The following is a 17195-nucleotide window of genomic DNA, read 5'->3' on the forward strand; positions in this document are numbered from 1 at the left end:
GGAAAGACGCGGTTCGCCTTAGCGGCACCCATATGATCCTGCCCCATGGGAGATGCCCGAAATGCCGTTCCGCAGCAGGCCGAACCGGGACGTCCGGGTGAGGAGGGGAGGCGGTCCACCGGGGCCTCCCGGCGGGCCGCCGCCTGCGCCGTCTGGTACCTGCGGACCGTCGCCTTCATCAACTTCCTCAGCGCGGTCTGGGTCTCGCTCGGCCAGGACGTGCGCCGGCACAACCAGGACGACTTCTTCACCCCGTATCTGCTGACGGCCGGCTTCGCCTCGGGCGTGTTCACCGCCTTCCTGGCGATCACCATGCGGCGCAGGAAGCGGGCCGCCTGGATCCTCAACCTGGTGATCAGCGGGGCCTTCCTCGCGCTGTTCGCGTTCGCCATGGCGTTCCCGGAGATCCGGCGGTACGCGCAGAACTGGGTCTCGCTGGCGCTCACGGCCGTGTTCGTCGGCGCGCTGCTCATGGGCCGCCGGGAGTTCTACGCCAAGGGCGACCGGTCCAACCCGCGGCTCGCGGTGACGGTCGCAGTCGGCGGCGGGCTGGCCGCGAGCCTGCTGGCCGGGCTGCTGGTGACGGTCACCAACCAGGCGCCGGACGCGGCCCGTTCGACCTTCCCGGAGCGCTGGCACTACGGCACCCTGCGCCTGGTGTCGGTGGCCGCCGACGAGAACCGCTTCCCCGGGATCGCCCCTCCGAACTGGGCCAACGTCGCCGTCAACGTGCTCAGCACGGCCCTCGTGCTCGCCGTGTTCTACGCCGCGTTCCGCTCCCGGCGCGCCGTGGACCCGCTCACCGAGGACGACGAGAAGCAGCTGCGGGGCCTGCTGGAGAGGCACGGCGAGCGGGACTCGCTCGGCTATTTCGCGCTGCGCCGGGAGAAGAGCGTGGTGTGGTCGCCCACGGGCAAGGCGGCTGTCGCCTACCGGGTGGTCGGCGGGGTGAGCCTGGCCTCCGGTGATCCGCTCGGCGATCCGGAGGCCTGGCCGGGCGCGATCGTGCCGTGGCTGGCCGAGGCGCGGGCGCACGGATGGATCCCGGCGGTGATGGGCGCGAGCGAGGAGGCCGGGACGGTCTACGCCCGGCACGGGCTCGACGCCCTGGAACTCGGCGACGAGGCGATCGTGGAGGTCGCCGACTTCACGCTGGAGGGCCGGGCGATGCGCACGGTCCGGCAGGCGTACAACCGGGTGAAGCGGGCCGGGTACGAGGTGCGGATCCGGCGGCACGAGGACATCCCGGCGGACGAGATGGCGCATCTCGTGCAGCGGGCGGACGACTGGCGGGACGGGGCGACCGAGCGCGGCTTCAGCATGGCGCTCGGCCGGCTCGGGGACCCCGAGGACGGGCAGTGCGTGATGCTGGAGTGCACGGACGCCGACGGCAGGCTGCGGGCACTGCTGTCCTTCGTGCCGTGGGGGCCGCACGGGCTGTCGCTGGACCTGATGCGCCGGGACCGGGACTCCGACAACGGACTGATGGAGTTCATGGTCATCGAGCTGCTGCGGCGGGCCGACGAGATCGAGATCACCCAGGTGTCACTCAACTTCGCGATGTTCAGATCGGTCTTCGAACGTGGCGCGCGCCTGGGTGCCGGTCCGGTGCTCAGGCTGTGGCGGTCGCTGCTCAGCTTCTTCTCCCGCTGGTGGCAGATCGAGTCGCTGTACCGCGCCAACGCCAAGTACCGGCCCATCTGGGAGCCACGGTTCCTGCTCTTCGAGAAGAGCGCGGACCTGCCGCGCATCGGCCTCGCGTCAGCGCGTGCCGAGGGGTTCCTGGAGGCGCCGGGACTGCCGAAGTGGCTGCACCGCAGACACCTGGACACACACCGATGAGGACCGTTCGATGAGAGCGCTAGCCCGCTGGGCCCGTGAGGAGTGGGGGCTGCTGTACGTCACCGTACGCACGGCCCTGCCGAAGCGGCACCTGCGGGCGGTGCCGATGACGCTCGGCGCGGTGTGTCTGACGGCCCTGCTGCAGTATGTGCAGAACCGGCCGTGGGGCTATCAGTTCGTGCAGGACGTGGGCGCCGTACGGGCCCAGGACCCGCTGTGGCTGGCCCTGCTGCGCACTCCCCTGTCGCTGTTCGTGCCGGCGCTGGATCTGCCGGTGTGGGGCGCGCTGACGCAGATCCTGCTGGTGTTCGGGATCGCCGAGATCTGCATCGGCTGGTGGCGCACGCTGTTCATCGCGTACGCCGCCACGCTCGCCGGGACCCTCTACGCGCGTCTCGGCATCTCGCTGGGCACGCACGCCCCCTTCGGGCTGCCGTGGACGGACGCGCAGGTGGTGGACACCGGCCCGTCGGCGGCCGTGGTGGGCCTCGCCGTGTTCGTGAGCTGGCGCTACGCCGCGTACGTCACCTCCAGCGCGGTGACCGTGGCGATGGTCGCCGAGGTGCTGCTCAAGCAGAACCTGGCGGGCAAGGAACACCTGGCCGCGCTGATGGCCGTCGGGCTGATCTGCCTCGCGGTGGCGGTGCGGCACCGGTACGGCCACGGACTGCGGCTGCGCTGCGGGCCCTGGCTGCGGCTCCGGCCGCGGCACGCGTACGGCCACCCGCCGCGGCGCGCTCAGCGGCGGTCGGGCAGCCGGGCCGGGCGCGGGTCGGGCCTGCCGCCGATCCAGTCCTGAACGGCGCGCCTCGGCCGGGCCCAGCGCCGGTCGTGCCGGTAGGCGCGCAGCGCGGCCTTGGCGCGGGCGCGGGGCCGGCGGCCGTAGAAGCGGCGGGCCCACGGGGAGCCGGGGCGGGCCAGCCGCACGGCGCCGAGCAGCGCGACCAGCGGCACGATCACCCCGAAGACCGCGATGCGCGCCTTCCCCTTGCTCAGCGCGACGAGCGCGAAGAGGAAGTTCAGGGCGATGGTGCTGAGGGCACCGCCGCGGTCCTGCAGCTCCTGCTGCGACAGGTCGTTGACGCCGAACGGGGAGAACCCGGCGAGCAGCAGCCCGACGAGCGCGGCGGTGAGCACCACGACCTCGACGCTCTTGCGGCCCTCCTCGGTCCAGTAGACGTCGTCCAGATGCAGGATCAGCGCGAACTCGTCCAGGACCAGCCCGACACCCATCCCGAACACCACGGCGGCGATCGCACCGCCGGCGCCCTGCCGGTCGCTGGCGACCGCGCCGAACCCGCCGACGATGGTGAGGACGACCCCGGGGACGGCATGGTGGATGTGCAGCCCGCCCGCGCTGACGTTCTTGAACGGGCCCTTCCCGGCCCGGATCAGCCGGGTGATCACCCGGGTGACGACGAAGGTGAGCAGGAAGGCGGCGAGGGCGAGCAGCAGCGGGAGCTTGCCCGGTTCGACGATGTTCCGCACCCACCAGTGCCCCATATGCGCACTTTATCTCCGGGTGCGGAAAGCGGCTCCACGACCGCCGGGTAACCTTCGCCGGTGCCCAAGTCCTCACCGCTCGACGGCCTCCGCTTCGCCTTCGGCACCCTCACCGTGCTGCCGGTCCGGGTGCACCGCTGGGACCGCGAGGCCGCACGCGGCGGGATGCTGAGCGCCCCGGTCGCCGGACTGGTCGTCGGCACCTGCGCGGCCGGCCTGGGCCTGCTGCTCCTGCTCCTGGGCGCCGGCCCGCTGCTCGCCGCCGTCGCCTCCGTCGCCGTACCGGCGGCTCTCACCCGGGGGCTGCACCTCGACGGCCTGGCCGACACCGCCGACGGGCTGGGCAGCGGCAAGCCCGCGGAGGACGCGCTGCGGATCATGAAGCAGTCGGACATCGGCCCGTTCGGCGTCATCACCCTGGTCCTGGTGCTCCTGGCCCAGGTCGCCGTCCTGGCCCAGCTGTACGGCGGCTCCTGGGCCCGGGGTGCGCTGGCGGCCGTCGTCTCGGCGGTCACGGCCCGGCTCGCCCTCACCCTGGCCGCCCGGGCGGGGGTCCCGGCCGCCCGGCCCGAGGGGCTGGGGGCGGCGGTGGCCGGGGTGGTGCCGGTGCCGGGCGCGCTGGCCGTCACCGCGTCCTTCACGATCGGTTCGGCGGCCTGGGGGACGGCCCTGGGCCCGTACGGCGCCGTGCGCGCGGCGGCAGCGGTCCTGCTGTCCCTGGCCGCGGCCGACCTCCTGCTGCGCCGCTGCGTGCGCCGGTTCGGCGGAGTGACGGGGGACGTCTTCGGCGCACTGGCGGAGACGGCGGCGACAACGGCGTTGATCGTGTCGTCCCTGGGCCACTGAGGCGCCCGCTGAGCTCTCCGCATGCCGCCACGCACAGGTGAACGCCCGCAGGAATGAGCGAACGCGCGCACGCGCGTAGTCTCGTCCCGGGTGTTCGCCGACAGGGTGAAGGCCCCGGTTGCCACCTGTGCCCAGGCATGGACCTAGGGTCGGCTCTCGGGTCCGGTCGACCCACCCCACTGCGGCGGTCGTCCCACGAGGACGACCGAGGATCGCAACGGCCACAGCAACCTCACATCGGAAGCGAGATTTCACCACCGTGACTGCTCTGACTCTCAGCACCGCCGCGGCGCCCGGCCTGCGGGCCGACGCGATCGTGATCGGTGTCGCCAAGGGCGCTGGATCCAGGTCCGGGGACCTCGTCGTAGCGCCGGGCGCCGAGGCCGTGGACAAGGCGTACGACGGCAAGCTGGCCGGCGTCCTGCAGACCCTCGGCGCCTCGGGTGCCGAGGGCGAGCTCACGAAGCTGCCCGCTCCGGCCGGCTTCAAGGCACCGATCGTCGTGGCGGTCGGCCTGGGCGCGGAGCCGGACGCCGAGAGCGAGGACGCGGGCGACGAGGGCTACGACGCCGAGGCGCTGCGCAGGGCCGCCGGCGTGGCCGCCCGCGCGCTCGCCGGCTCCAAGAAGGCCGCTTTCGCGCTGCCGGTCGACAGCCCCGGCGCCGTCGGCGCGATCGCCGAGGGCATCCTGCTCGGCGCGTACTCCTTCGACGTCTACAAGGAGAACGGCAAGGACGCCAAGGCCAAGAACGGCAAGGCGCCGCTGGCCGAGGTCGCGCTGCTCGGCGGCAAGCCGCGCGACGCCGCCCACAAGGGGGCCGTCGCCCGCGCCGTCGCGGTCTCCGAGGAGCTGAACCGCGCCCGCGACCTGATCAACACCCCGCCGAACGACCTGACCCCCGCCGCCTTCGCCGGCATCGCGCAGACCGCGGCGAAGGAGCACGGCATCAAGGCTCAGGTGCTCGACGACAAGGCCCTGGCCAAGGGCGGCTACGGCGGCATCCTCGGCGTCGGCGCCGGCTCCTCGGCCGCGCCGCGCCTGGTGAAGCTGTCGTACACCCACCCGAAGGCGGACAAGCACCTGGCCTTCGTCGGCAAGGGCATCACCTACGACTCGGGCGGCATCTCGCTGAAGCCGGCCGGGCACAACGAGACGATGAAGTGCGACATGAGCGGTGCCGCCGCCGTGTTCGCCGCCGTCGTCGCCGCCGCGCGCCTCGGCCTGGAGGTCAACGTCACCGGCTGGCTGGCGCTGGCGGAGAACATGCCGTCCGGCTCCGCGACGCGCCCGGGTGACGTGCTGCGCATGTACAGCGGCAAGACCGTGGAGGTCCTCAACACCGACGCCGAGGGCCGACTGGTGCTCGCGGACGCGCTGTGGGCGGCCTCGCAGGAGAACCCGGACGCGATCGTGGACGTCGCGACCCTCACCGGCGCGATGATGCTGGCGCTGGGCAGCCGGACGTTCGGTGTCATGGCCAACGACGACGCGTTCCGCTCCGCGGTGCACGAGGCGGCGGAGGAGGTCGGCGAGCCGGCCTGGCCGATGCCGCTGCCGGAGCATCTGCGCAAGGGCATGGAGTCCCAGGTCGCCGACATCGCGAACATGGGTGAGCGGATGGGCGGCGGGCTGGTCGCCGGTCTGTTCCTGCGCGAGTTCGTGGGCGAGGGGATCACCTGGGCGCACCTGGACATCGCCGGCCCGGCGTTCAACGAGGGCGGCCCGTTCGGGTACACGCCGAAGGGTGGCACCGGATCCGCTGTCCGGACGCTGGTCCGCCTCGCGGAGCTGACCGCCGCGGGTGACCTGGGCTGACGTTCGCCCACTGACTCGGGGCGCCCGGTTCGAGTGACGGCCGCGGGGGCGTGGGGCTTGTTCGCGCAGTTCCCCACGCCCCTCTGTGTCGGCCGCTTCCCCGTTCGTGCCAAGTGAACGTGGGACGTCTCACACTCCAGCCCGGCGCATCGTTCGTCTCGAACAAGTGCAAAGATGGAGCCCGGCAGGACAGGGCCCCCACCGAAGGGCCGAAGCATCAAGCGGCCGGACACCAGCCGCCCGCCGGTCACAGGAGATCGGCGCAAGGCGCACATGCATGGAGGACGTGACGTGGCGAACGACGCCAGCACCGTTTTCGACCTAGTGATCCTCGGCGGTGGTAGCGGTGGTTACGCCGCGGCCCTGCGCGGGGCGCAGCTGGGCCTGGACGTCGCCCTGATCGAGAAGGACAAGGTCGGCGGCACCTGCCTGCACCGGGGTTGCATCCCCACCAAGGCCCTGCTGCACGCGGGCGAGATCGCCGACCAGGCCCGCGAGAGCGAGCAGTTCGGCGTCAAGGCCACCTTCGAGGGCATCGACGTCCCGGCCGTCCACAAGTACAAGGACGACGTGATCTCGGGCCTGTACAAGGGTCTGCAGGGTCTCATCGCGTCCCGGAAGGTGACGTACATCGAGGGTGCGGGGCGTCTGTCCTCCCCCACCTCCGTCGACGTGAACGGCCAGCGCATCCAGGGCCGCCACGTCCTGCTGGCGACCGGCTCCGTGCCGAAGTCGCTGCCGGGCCTGGAGATCGACGGCAACCGGATCATCTCCTCCGACCACGCCCTCGTCCTGGACCGCGTGCCGAAGTCCGCGATCATCCTGGGCGGCGGTGTCATCGGCGTCGAGTTCGCCTCGGCGTGGAAGTCCTTCGGTTCGGACGTCACGATCATCGAGGGCCTGAAGCACCTCGTCCCGGTCGAGGACGAGAACTCTTCGAAGCTTCTTGAGCGCGCGTTCCGCAAGCGCGGCATCAAGTTCAACCTCGGCACCTTCTTCCAGAAGGCCGAGTACACCCAGGACGGCGTGAAGGTCACCCTGGCGGACGGCAAGGAGTTCGAGGCCGAGGTCCTCCTCGTCGCCGTCGGCCGTGGCCCGGTCTCGCAGGGGCTGGGCTACGAGGAGGCCGGGGTCGCCATGGACCGCGGTTACGTCCTCGTCGACGAGTACATGCGCACCAACGTTCCGACCATCTCCGCCGTCGGTGACCTCGTCCCGACGCTCCAGCTCGCGCACGTCGGCTTCGCCGAGGGCATCCTGGTGGCGGAGCGTCTGGCCGGTCTGAAGGTCGTTCCGATCGACTACGACGGTGTTCCGCGGGTGACGTACTGCCACCCGGAGGTCGCCTCCGTCGGTATCTCCGAGGCCAAGGCGAAGGAGATCTACGGCGCGGACAAGGTCGTCGCTCTGAAGTACAACCTGGCGGGCAACGGCAAGAGCAAGATCCTGAAGACCGCGGGCGAGATCAAGCTCGTCCAGGTCAAGGACGGTGCCGTGGTCGGCGTCCACATGGTCGGCGACCGCATGGGTGAGCAGGTCGGCGAGGCCCAGCTGATCTACAACTGGGAGGCGCTGCCGGCCGAGGTCGCCCAGCTCATCCACGCCCACCCGACGCAGAACGAGGCGCTCGGCGAGGCGCACCTTGCCCTGGCCGGCAAGCCGCTGCACTCCCACGACTGAGCCCTCGGTCCACGGGCGCGACGACACAGACTTCCGCAATTCGTTAGGAGCAACCGAAACCATGGCGGTTTCCGTAACCCTTCCGGCGCTCGGTGAGAGCGTCACCGAGGGCACTGTCACCCGCTGGCTGAAGGCCGAGGGCGAGCGCGTCGAGGCCGACGAGCCGCTGCTGGAGGTGTCGACCGACAAGGTCGACACCGAGATCCCCTCGCCCGTCTCCGGTGTGCTGTCCTCCATCAAGGTCGCCGAGGACGAGACGGTCGAGGTCGGCGCCGAGCTGGCCGTGATCGACGACGGCACCGGCGCCCCCGCGGCCGCCCCGGCCCCCGCCGCTGCCGAGGCTCCGGCGCCGGCTCCGGCCCTCGCCGCTCCGGTGGCCGAGGCTCCGGCCCCCGCCCCGGCTCCCGAGGCCCCGGCGGCCCCCGCCGCCCCGGCCGGTGGCGCCACCGGCACGGACGTGGTCCTGCCCGCGCTCGGTGAGTCCGTCACCGAGGGCACCGTCACCCGCTGGCTGAAGTCGGTCGGCGACTCCGTCGAGGCCGACGAGCCGCTGCTCGAGGTCTCCACGGACAAGGTCGACACCGAGATCCCGGCGCCCGCCTCCGGCGTGCTGCTGGAGATCGTGGTGAACGAGGACGAGACCGCCGAGGTCGGCGCCAAGCTCGCCGTCATCGGCGCCCCGGGTGCCGCCCCGGCCGCCGCTCCGGCTCCGGCCGCCCCGGCTCCGGCCCCCGCCGCCGCTGCCCCGGCCGCTCCGGCCCCGGCCCCGGCCGCCCCCGCGGCTCCGGCCGCCCCGGCTCCGGCTCCCGCCGCTGCCGCCCCGGCCCCGGTCGCCCCCGCGGCTCCGGCGCCCGCCCCGGCTCCGGTCACCCCGGCCACCGCGCCGACCCACCCGACCGCCACCCAGGCGACCGACGAGGGCGCCTACGTGACCCCGCTGGTGCGCAAGCTCGCCGCCGAGAACGGCGTCGACCTGGCCACCGTCAAGGGCACCGGCGTCGGCGGCCGTATCCGCAAGCAGGACGTCATCGCCGCCGCCGAGGCCGCGAAGGCCGCCGCCGCTGCCCCGGCTCCGGCCGCCGCCGCTCCGGCCGCCGCCGCGAAGAAGGCCCCGGCGCTGGAGGTCTCCCCGCTGCGCGGCCAGACCGTCAAGATGCCTCGCATCCGCAAGGTCATCGGCGACAACATGGTCAAGGCGCTGCACGAGCAGGCCCAGCTGTCGTCGGTCGTCGAGGTCGACGTCACCCGCCTGATGAAGCTGCGCGGCCAGGCGAAGGACTCGTTCGCGGCCCGCGAGGGCGTCAAGCTCTCCCCGATGCCGTTCTTCGTGAAGGCCGCCGCGCAGGCGCTGAAGGCCCACCCGGTCATCAACGCCAAGATCAACGAGGCCGAGGGCACGATCACCTACTTCGACACCGAGAACATCGGTATCGCGGTGGACTCCGAGAAGGGCCTGATGACTCCGGTCATCAAGCACGCCGGCGACCTCAACATCGCGGGCATCGCCAAGGCCACGGCGGAGCTGGCGGGCAAGGTCCGCGCCAGCAAGATCACCCCGGACGAGCTGTCCGGCGCGACCTTCACCATCTCCAACACCGGTTCGCGCGGCGCGCTGTTCGACACGATCATCGTGCCGCCAGGCCAGGTCGCGATCCTCGGCATCGGTGCCACGGTCAAGCGTCCGGCCGTCATCGAGACCGAGGAGGGCACGGTCATCGGCGTCCGCGACATGACCTACCTGACCCTCTCCTACGACCACCGCCTGGTCGACGGCGCCGACGCGGCCCGTTACCTGACGGCGGTCAAGGCGATCCTGGAGGCGGGTGAGTTCGAGGTCGAGCTCGGCCTCTGACACCCCTTCGGCAGTACGGCGCCCCGTCCGGAGCTTTCCGGGCGGGGTGTTCGTGTTTGTCGGCGCGCCTTGCGTGTAAGCCTCGTCTCACCTGCGCCAAAGCACCCCACGCGCCCTTCCAACCGGAGCGTCCGGCCTTATTGTCTAAACGTCAGCCCTCCCTAAGGAGCCTCCATGACCGCGCCCGTCGTCCACTCGCTGCGCGAACAGATCCGCGAGCACATCGTGGAGGGAATCGTCAGCGGGCGCTGGCAGCCGGGCGAGCGGATCGTGGAGCGCCGGATCGCCACGGAGCTGGAGGTCAGCCAGACGCCGGTCCGTGAGGCCCTGCGCGAGCTGGAGTCCCTGCGGCTGATCGAGTCCGCGCCGAACAAGGGCGTGCGGGTACGGAACCTGACGGCGGCCGACCTGGAGGAGAGCTACCCCGTGCGGGCCGGCCTGGAGGCCATCGCGGCCGAGCTGGCGGCCGAACGCCTCGCCGAGGACTGCTCGGCCCTGGAGCCGCACGTCCTGGCGCTGTACGAGGCCGACCGCAAGGCCGACGGCACCGCCCAGGTCCGCCACACCGTCGGCTTCCACCGCGCACTCGTGCGGGCCGCGCACAACTCGGTGCTGCTGCACACCTGGGAGGGCCTGGGCATCGAGGTCTTCACGGCACTGTCGATCCGCTGGCTGGGCACGGTCCAGCAGTCGTACGCGGAGGAGCACGAGGAGCTGGTGGCCGCCTTCAAGCGGCGGGACCCGCGCATCGCGGAGATCGTGAAGGCGCACGTTCTGGGCTGCGCGCCGCGCGCTTGATTCAGCCGAGCGGACCCACGCTCAAACGCCGCTCGACCTGCGAAAACAAGGCGAAATCGCGTCACCGGGTGCCATCACCCAAGGCACCGCGTGCCGACTTTCTCGGAATCGAGACTTTTTCCCCCTCAACCCTTTGATCGATCATCGATCAGGGAGTTACAGTCGCCGACGGACTTCCACCGAAGTCCCAGCCCTGTCCTGCCAAAGACCTAGGGCACCCCCGAACCCTTACCGATGAGGGAACCCCCTTCGACTGAGGAAGGCGGCGACATGACCGACCCCAACGCCATCCAGCCGAGCGCGCTCGACCAGCTCCCCGACCGCGATCCGGAGGAGACCGCCGAGTGGCAGGCCTCCCTCGACGCCGTCGCCAGGGAGGCCGGGCCGCACCGCGCCGCGTACCTGATGCGCCGCACGCTGGAGCGCGCCGAGGCGGGCGGCATCGCGCTGCCGAAGCTCCTCGAGACGGACTACGTCAACACCATCCCCACCTCCGCCGAGCCGGCCCTGCCCGGCGACCCGGAGATGGAGGCCCGGATCACCGCCTGGAACCGCTGGAACGCGGCCGCGATGGTGACCCGGGGCAGCAAGCACGGCGTCGGCGGCCACATCGCCACCTTCGCCTCCGCCGCGTGGCTCTACGAGACGGGCTTCAACCACTTCTTCAAGGGCAAGGAGTCCAAAGACGCTGTCGGCTCCGGCGACCAGCTGTACATCCAGGGCCACGCCTCCCCCGGCATCTACGCCCGTGCCTTCCTCGACGGCCGCCTGAACGAGGCGCACCTGGACAACTTCCGCCAGGAGGCCGGCGGCAACGGCCTGCCGTCGTACCCGCACCCGCGCCGCCTGCCCTGGCTGTGGGAGTTCCCGACGGTGTCGATGGGCCTCGGCCCGCTCTCCGCCATCTACCAGGCGCGCTTCAACCGCTACCTCACCAACCGCGGCATCAAGGACGTCTCGTCCTCGCACGTGTGGGCGTTCCTCGGCGACGGCGAGATGGACGAGCCGGAGTCGACGGCGGCCCTCGCGCTCGCCGCCCGTGAAGAGCTGGACAACCTCACCTTCGTCATCAACTGCAACCTGCAGCGCCTCGACGGCCCGGTCCGCGCCAACTTCAAGATCGTGCAGGAGCTGGAGGCCCAGTTCCGCGGCGCCGGCTGGAACGTCATCAAGACGCTGTGGGGCACGGCCTGGGACGAGCTGTTCCAGCTCGACACCACCGGCGCGCTCGTACGCCGGCTACGCGAGGTACCGGACGCGCAGATCCAGACGTACCAGACCCGCGACGCCGCCTACATCCGCGCCGACTTCTTCGGCAAGGACCCGGCGCTCGCCGAGATGGCGAAGCTGCTGAGCGACGACAAGATCCTGGAATGCTTCCACCTCTCGCGCGGTGGTCACGAGGCCCGCAAGGTCTACGCCGCGTACAAGGCCGCCGTCGAGCACAAGGGCGCGCCGACCGTGATCCTGGCCCAGACGGTCAAGGGCCACACCCTCGGCGAGGGCTTCGCGTCGAAGAACGCCAACCACCAGATGAAGAAGCTGACGGTGGACGAGTTCAGGGCGATGCGCGACCGCCTCGACCTGCCGATCAAGGACAGCGACTTCGTCGACGGCGTGGTCCCCTACGGCCACCCGGGCGCCGACTCCCCCGAGGTCCGCTACCTCCAGGAGCGCCGCGCGGCCCTCGGCGGCCCCGCCCCGGCCCGCCGTACGCACGCGCTGGCCCCGCTGCCGGCCCCAGCGGAGAAGGCCTTCGCCTCCTTCGACAAGGGCTCCGGCTCGCAGAACGTGGCCACCACCATGGCCTTCGTCCGCCTGGTCAAGGACCTGGTCCGCGACAAGGAGACGGGCAGGCGCTGGGTGCCGATCGTCCCCGACGAGGCACGCACCTTCGGCATGGAGAGCCTGTTCCCGTCGCTGGGCATCTACTCCCCCAAGGGCCAGACGTACGAGCCGGTCGACCGCGACCAGCTGATGTACTACAAGGAGGCCAAGAACGGCCAGATCCTCAACGAGGGGATCACCGAGGCCGGTTCGATGGCCGACTTCATCGCCGCGTCCACCGCGTACGCGACGCACGGCGAGGCGATGATCCCGTTCTACATCTTCTACTCGATGTTCGGCTGGCAGCGCACCGCCGACCAGATGTGGCAGCTCGGCGACCAGCTCGGCCGCGGCTTCCTCGTCGGCGCGACCGCGGGCCGTACGACCCTCACCGGTGAGGGCCTGCAGCACGCCGACGGCCACTCGCCGGTCATCGCCGCGACCAACCCGGCCGCGCTGTCGTACGACCCCGCGTTCGCCTACGAGATCGCGGTGATCGTCCGTGAGGGTCTGCGCCGGATGTACGGCGAGGCCAAGCCGGGCGAGGACCAGAACGTCTTCTACTACCTGACGGTCTACAACGAGCCGCTGCCGCAGCCCGCCAAGCCGGCCGGCCTCGGCATCGACGAGGGCATCGTCAAGGGCCTGTACCGCTTCAACACGGCGGAGTCGGCGGGGCTGTCCCCGGCCGCCAACGCCCCGCGCATCCAGCTGCTGGGCTCCGGTACGGCGATCCATTGGACCCTGGAGGCCCAGAGGCTGCTCGCCGAGGAGTGGGGCGTGGCCGCCGACGTGTGGTCCGCGACCTCCTGGTCGGAGCTGCGCCGCGACGCGATGGACGCGGACGCCGCCCTCCTGCGCGGCGAGGAGCGGGTGCCGTACGTCCGCCAGGCGCTGCAGGGCGCCGAGGGCCCGGTGCTGGCCGTCTCCGACTACATGCGCCAGGTGCCGGACCAGATCGCGCAGTGGGTCGAGCAGGACTGGTCCTCGCTGGGCGCCGACGGCTTCGGTCTGTCGGACACCCGTGAGGCCGCCCGCCGCCACTTCGGCGTCGACGCCCAGTCGATCGTCGTCGCGGCCCTGGCCCAGCTCGCCAAGCGCGGCGAGGTGAAGGCCACGGCGGTCAAGGAGGCCCGGGAGAGGTACGGGCTGTAGTCAGCGACGTTGCGGCGGACAAGGGGTGCGGGTGCCCTCTGTCCGCCGCTTCCGTTCTCAGCCGCCGACCCTTTCCCAGCCGCCTTCAAGCTCGTCGAAGCGTGACAGCGCGTCGTGCAGCCCGGTCAGCTCACGCAGGATCAGAGCGCGTTGTTCGACCAGGCCGCCGACCGGGGTGAACTTGCTGTCGGCGATGATCGCGGCCACCTTGTCCCGCAGCTCGCTCACCGCGTCGTTCGAGAGGATCCGGCCGGCCTTCTCGGTCGCCCCGGTCACCATGGCCTCGGCCTCCAGGCGCAGTTGCTCGGCACGCCCCTCGATCTCCGTGAGCCGTTTCTCCGCCTTGTGCTGCCGCGCGGCCAGATCCCGCTCCGACTGCTCGCGCCGCTTGGCGAGGTTCGTCTCGAAGTCGGCGGCGGGGCCGTGCCCAGGCCACGGTGCGCCGCCAGGACGGACGTTGCTGCACGACCTCGTCGTACAGGGTCCGCCCGGTCAGGCGTTCCCTCACCATGTAGAGCACGCGTTCGTCGTCCGGGACGGCCTCGCCGCAGTCGTGGGCGATGACCGTGTACCGGCCGGGCAGCTGTGCCGCCGACCTGATCTCGCGGCGGAACCGGAGAAAGGTCTTCTGCTCCCCGATCCGCGGCAGCGCGGTGACGAGCTTGACCGCGACCTCCCGGTGCATCCGGGTGTCGCGGGGCGCCCACACCTGCCCCATGCCGCCCCGGCCCAGCCGTTAGGCCAGTTCGTACCGGCCGTCGAGGATCTCCCCCCGCATGCCCCCTCCCTTCCCCGCTCCCCATGTGCCGCCAGCGGAGGAGATCGCCGCCGGGCCGGCGGGCTTCGTGGCAGGCTGGCGCCATGCGTGCGGCCCGGCTCATCAAGATGGTGCTCCTGCTGCAGTCCCGGCCGTCCATGACCGCCGCCGAACTCGCCCGGGAGCTGGAGGTGTCGGAGCGGACGGTCACCCGGGACGCGCAGGCGCTGTCCGAGGCGGGCGTGCCGGTGTACGCGGACCGGGGGCGGGCCGGCGGCTACCGGCTGGTCGGCGGATACCGGACGCGGCTGACGGGGCTGGCCAGGAGCGAGGCGGAGGCGCTGTTCCTGAGCGGGGTGCCGGGGGCACTGCGGGAGATGGGGCTGGAGGACGCCGCCTCCGCGGCCCGGCTGAAGGTGTCCGCGGCGCTGCTGCCCTCGCTGCGGGACGCCCCGGACAGCGCCGCCCAGCGGTTTCATCTGGACGCGCCGGCCTGGTTCCGGGAGCCGGAGCCGCCCGCGCTGCTGCCGGCGGTCGCGGAGGCGGTGTGGGACGACCGCCGGGTCACCGCCCGCTACCGGCGGGGCGAGCGTGAGGTGGAGCGGATGCTGGAGCCGTACGGGCTCGTGCTGAAGGCTGGTGTCTGGTACCTGTGCGCACGGGTGGCCGGCGACGGCCCCTCCCGGACCGGCGACGGCCGCTTCCGGACCTACCGGATCGACCGGTTCACCGAGGTGGCACGGCTGGAGGAACGGTTCGCCCGTGATCCGGACTTCGATCTGCCCGGCCACTGGGCCGAGCAGGCCGAGCGGTTCGCGCGGTCGATCCTGCGCGCCGAGGTCGTCGTACGGCTGTCCCCGGAAGGAGCGCGCATGCTGCGGTACGCCGTCGATCCCGTGTCGGCGCGCGAGGCGCTGAGCGGCGCCGGCGAGCCGGACGGGGCCGGCTGGGTGACGGTGACGCTGCCGGTGGAGTCCGAGGAGGTGGCGCACGCGCAGCTGACGGCGCTCGGCGCGGAGGCGGAGGTGCTCGCGCCGAAGGGCCTGCGCGAGCGGTTCGCCGGGGACGCGGCACGGCTGGCCGCGCTGTACGACGGTGCGCGTCCGGAGGGCCGGACGGACGCCGGATAGCGATCCCGCCGTACTCCGGCGTACTCCGCGTGCGTCGCACGGGTGGAGGCCCGATGCTGGTGCCGTGATGGACGAGACGGAGTTCTGGGAGCTGATCGACGCCGCCCGCGAGACCGCCGAGGGCGACCCCGAGGAACAGGCCGACGTGCTCGTGGACCGGCTGCTCCAGCTGGACCCCGATCTGATCCTGGACTTCGCCCGTCACTTCGAGGCCCGCTACAACCGCGCCTACCGCTGGGACCTGTGGGGCGCGGCCTGGCTGCTGCTGGACGGGGCCAGCGACGACGCCTTCGACTTCTTCCGCTGCTGGCTGATCGGCCAGGGCCGGGAGGTCTACGAGGGCGCCCTGCACGATCCCGACGCGCTGGCGGAGCTGCTGGACGAGTTCGACGAGGAGATCGACGGCGACGGCGAGGAGCTGGGCTACGCGGCGGACGAGGCCTACGAGCAGCTGACCGGCACCGTCGCGCCCGATCTGGGCATCGCCCCGGCGCCCGCCGAACCGGAGGGCTCGCCGGTGGACTTCGAGAACGAGCGGGAGCTCGCCGCACGGTTCCCCCGGCTGTGGGACCGCTTCCGGGAGTAGCCGGCCCCGGCTCAGCCGACCGCGCGCCTGCGGAGGCTGTCGGCCGGCAGATGCGCCTGCGGCTGGTCGGCACGCACCGCGTGGTGCAGCGGCGCGGCGTTGGCCTGGTCGAGGGCGGACGCGGTGGCCGCGGCCGGGCCGAGGACGACGGTCGCGACCGCGCAGAGCACCACCCAGGGGCCGCGCGCGGTCCACGTCCAGCGCGCCCGCTCCGTGCTCTCGGCCGTGCTCGCGGCCGTGGACTTTTCACCCGTACGACTGTTCTTCATGAACCCCGCCTCCAGTCGGCTTGTGACGTCCACGACCGTAGGGCGCGTGGCTCGGAGCGGGCTGCGTGGCACCTAGGGGGTTCCTATGGGCCATACCGGAGTGGTCCGGCCCTGCCGGCGCGCGGCCTGCTCCCTGATCTCGGGGAGCCGGGCGGTGAGCGCGGCGCCGGGGCAGCTGGTCATGAACCCGGCGTTGTGGCCGGCCAGGACGGGCAGGGTGACCTTGGTGCCGGCCTGGTAGCGGCTGAGGCTGTTGCTGGAGACCAGCCGGACGCTGGCCCGCGGGTCGATGCCGGCCAGGCCGAGCTTCCAGGCGGCCAGCGCCGCGATCGCGTCGGTCATGGCCCGGGGCACGGGCACGCCCGCGGTGAAGGTGCCGATGGCGGCGATGCCGACGGTGCGGTGGTTGAAGCCCTGGGTGTGGGCGCCGGTGACCGCCCGGTCGACGCCTCCGGCGCGGCCTTCGTAGATGGTGCCGCAGCGGTCGACGAGGAAGTTGTAGCCGATGTCGTCCCAGTTCCGGACGCCGGTCTGGCCGGCGTACAGGCGGCGGATGATCTCCGGCGCGTCCGCGCAGTCGTAGTCGCTCGGCGAGTCGGTGTGGTGCAGGAAGACGGCGACCACCTTGTCGTCGTAGCGCGGCGGCGGCTGGGTGCGCGCGGCGGCGCCCAGCCAGACGGAGCGGGGCACGATGTGCGGCCGGGGGGCGCGGTGGGTGACCGGGGTGCGGGCCGGGACGGGCCGGTCGAAGCGGGCCACGGCGGAGCCCTCGACGCCGGTGGGGCACAGGGCCAGCACGAGAACGGCCACCAGCCCGGGCAGAGAGCCGAGCAGCACCGGCAGGACACCGGGTATCCGCCGCACGGCCCAGCGCCGGCCCCCCGGCGGGGGCGGGATCCGTGACGGCCCTGGCCTGTCCGACGGCGTTTCCGGTGCCGTCGGCGGTTGCGGTGCGTCCGACGGCGTGGCGGGTACGACCGATGGTCCCGGCGGAACCGACAGCGTCTCCGGCGTGACCGGCACCCCGGGCGTATCGGACAGCGTCTCCGGAATGACCGACGGTCCCGGCGTGACCGACAGCGTCTCCGGCATGGCCGGCACCCCGGGTGTATCGGACAGCGTCCCCGGTATGAC

At 72.2% G+C, this 17195-nt stretch carries 14 protein-coding genes and 1 pseudogene; 10 read left to right on the forward strand and 5 right to left on the reverse strand.

The genetic code is table 11. The features are described from left to right. Positions 1–45: 45 nt before the first annotated feature. Both ACFYOH_RS05905 and ACFYOH_RS05910 read left to right on the forward strand, forming a co-directional pair. Positions 46–1842, forward strand: a complete 1797-nt coding sequence (locus ACFYOH_RS05905) for a phosphatidylglycerol lysyltransferase domain-containing protein (protein ID WP_388621591.1) — start codon at positions 46–48, stop codon at positions 1840–1842. Positions 1843–1852: 10 nt separating this feature from the next. After that, entirely contained in the window at positions 1853–2641 is a 789-nt protein-coding gene (locus tag ACFYOH_RS05910; protein WP_388621593.1) for a hypothetical protein, read from the forward strand. Here ACFYOH_RS05910 and ACFYOH_RS05915 read toward each other — a convergent pair. Next, a complete protein-coding gene (locus ACFYOH_RS05915) occupies positions 2581–3345 on the reverse strand; it encodes a hypothetical protein (protein ID WP_388621595.1) in 765 nt (254 codons plus the stop codon). The genes ACFYOH_RS05910 and ACFYOH_RS05915 overlap by 61 nt on opposite strands. A 60-nt stretch (positions 3346–3405) precedes the next feature. Here ACFYOH_RS05915 and ACFYOH_RS05920 point away from each other — a divergent pair, with 60 nt between their 5' ends. The 6 genes from ACFYOH_RS05920 to aceE all read left to right on the forward strand — a co-directional run bounded on the left by ACFYOH_RS05920 (position 3406) and on the right by aceE (position 13319). Then, entirely contained in the window at positions 3406–4191 is a 786-nt protein-coding gene (locus ACFYOH_RS05920; RefSeq protein WP_388621597.1) for an adenosylcobinamide-GDP ribazoletransferase, read from the forward strand. 259 nt (positions 4192–4450) lie between these two features. Continuing rightward, complete coding sequence (locus ACFYOH_RS05925) at positions 4451–6007, forward strand: leucyl aminopeptidase (RefSeq protein ID WP_388621599.1); 1557 nt, start codon at positions 4451–4453, stop codon at positions 6005–6007. A gap of 291 nt (positions 6008–6298) precedes the next feature. Continuing rightward, on the forward strand, positions 6299–7687 hold the full coding sequence (gene lpdA / locus ACFYOH_RS05930; RefSeq protein ID WP_388621601.1) for a dihydrolipoyl dehydrogenase: 1389 nt from the start codon (positions 6299–6301) through the stop codon (positions 7685–7687). Between the two features lie 61 nt (positions 7688–7748). Further along, positions 7749–9539 carry a 2-oxoglutarate dehydrogenase, E2 component, dihydrolipoamide succinyltransferase gene (gene sucB / locus ACFYOH_RS05935; RefSeq protein WP_388621603.1) on the forward strand — a complete coding sequence of 597 codons (1791 nt, stop codon included), beginning with the start codon at positions 7749–7751 and terminating at the stop codon, positions 9537–9539. A 174-nt stretch (positions 9540–9713) separates the two neighbouring features. After that, positions 9714–10337, forward strand: a complete 624-nt coding sequence (locus ACFYOH_RS05940; RefSeq protein WP_388621605.1) for a GntR family transcriptional regulator — start codon at positions 9714–9716, stop codon at positions 10335–10337. 270 nt (positions 10338–10607) lie between these two features. Next, positions 10608–13319 carry a pyruvate dehydrogenase (acetyl-transferring), homodimeric type gene (gene aceE / locus ACFYOH_RS05945; protein ID WP_388621607.1) on the forward strand — a complete coding sequence of 904 codons (2712 nt, stop codon included), beginning with the start codon at positions 10608–10610 and terminating at the stop codon, positions 13317–13319. A gap of 57 nt (positions 13320–13376) precedes the next feature. Here the strand turns inward: aceE and ACFYOH_RS05950 are convergent, their stop codons facing one another. Together ACFYOH_RS05950 and ACFYOH_RS05955 are read right to left on the reverse strand one after the other, a co-directional pair. After that, positions 13377–13598 (reverse strand): hypothetical protein, encoded by a 222-nt coding sequence (locus tag ACFYOH_RS05950; RefSeq protein WP_388621609.1) that lies wholly within the window; start codon positions 13596–13598, stop codon positions 13377–13379. Next, a pseudogene (locus tag ACFYOH_RS05955) lies at positions 13589–13736 on the reverse strand (cellulose-binding protein); the annotation flags it as partial. The pseudogene ACFYOH_RS05955 and the gene ACFYOH_RS05950, both read right to left, overlap by 10 nt. 444 nt (positions 13737–14180) lie before the next feature. Here ACFYOH_RS05955 and ACFYOH_RS05960 point away from each other — a divergent pair. Both ACFYOH_RS05960 and ACFYOH_RS05965 read left to right on the forward strand, forming a co-directional pair. Continuing rightward, positions 14181–15206 carry a helix-turn-helix transcriptional regulator gene (locus ACFYOH_RS05960; RefSeq protein WP_388621611.1) on the forward strand — a complete coding sequence of 342 codons (1026 nt, stop codon included), beginning with the start codon at positions 14181–14183 and terminating at the stop codon, positions 15204–15206. Positions 15207–15273: 67 nt separating this feature from the next. Further along, on the forward strand, positions 15274–15792 hold the full coding sequence (locus ACFYOH_RS05965) for a DUF4240 domain-containing protein (protein WP_388622321.1): 519 nt from the start codon (positions 15274–15276) through the stop codon (positions 15790–15792). Between the two features lie 11 nt (positions 15793–15803). Here ACFYOH_RS05965 and ACFYOH_RS05970 read toward each other — a convergent pair whose 3' ends face one another. Together ACFYOH_RS05970 and ACFYOH_RS05975 are read right to left on the reverse strand one after the other, a co-directional pair. Next, positions 15804–16061 (reverse strand): hypothetical protein, encoded by a 258-nt coding sequence (locus ACFYOH_RS05970; protein WP_388621613.1) that lies wholly within the window; start codon positions 16059–16061, stop codon positions 15804–15806. Between the two features lie 72 nt (positions 16062–16133). Beyond that, complete coding sequence (locus ACFYOH_RS05975) at positions 16134–16925, reverse strand: peptidoglycan recognition protein (protein WP_388621615.1); 792 nt, start codon at positions 16923–16925, stop codon at positions 16134–16136. Positions 16926–17195: the final 270 nt, after the last annotated feature.

This window comes from Streptomyces sp. NPDC007856, assembly GCF_042868225.1.
Lineage (GTDB): Bacteria > Actinomycetota > Actinomycetes > Streptomycetales > Streptomycetaceae > Streptomyces.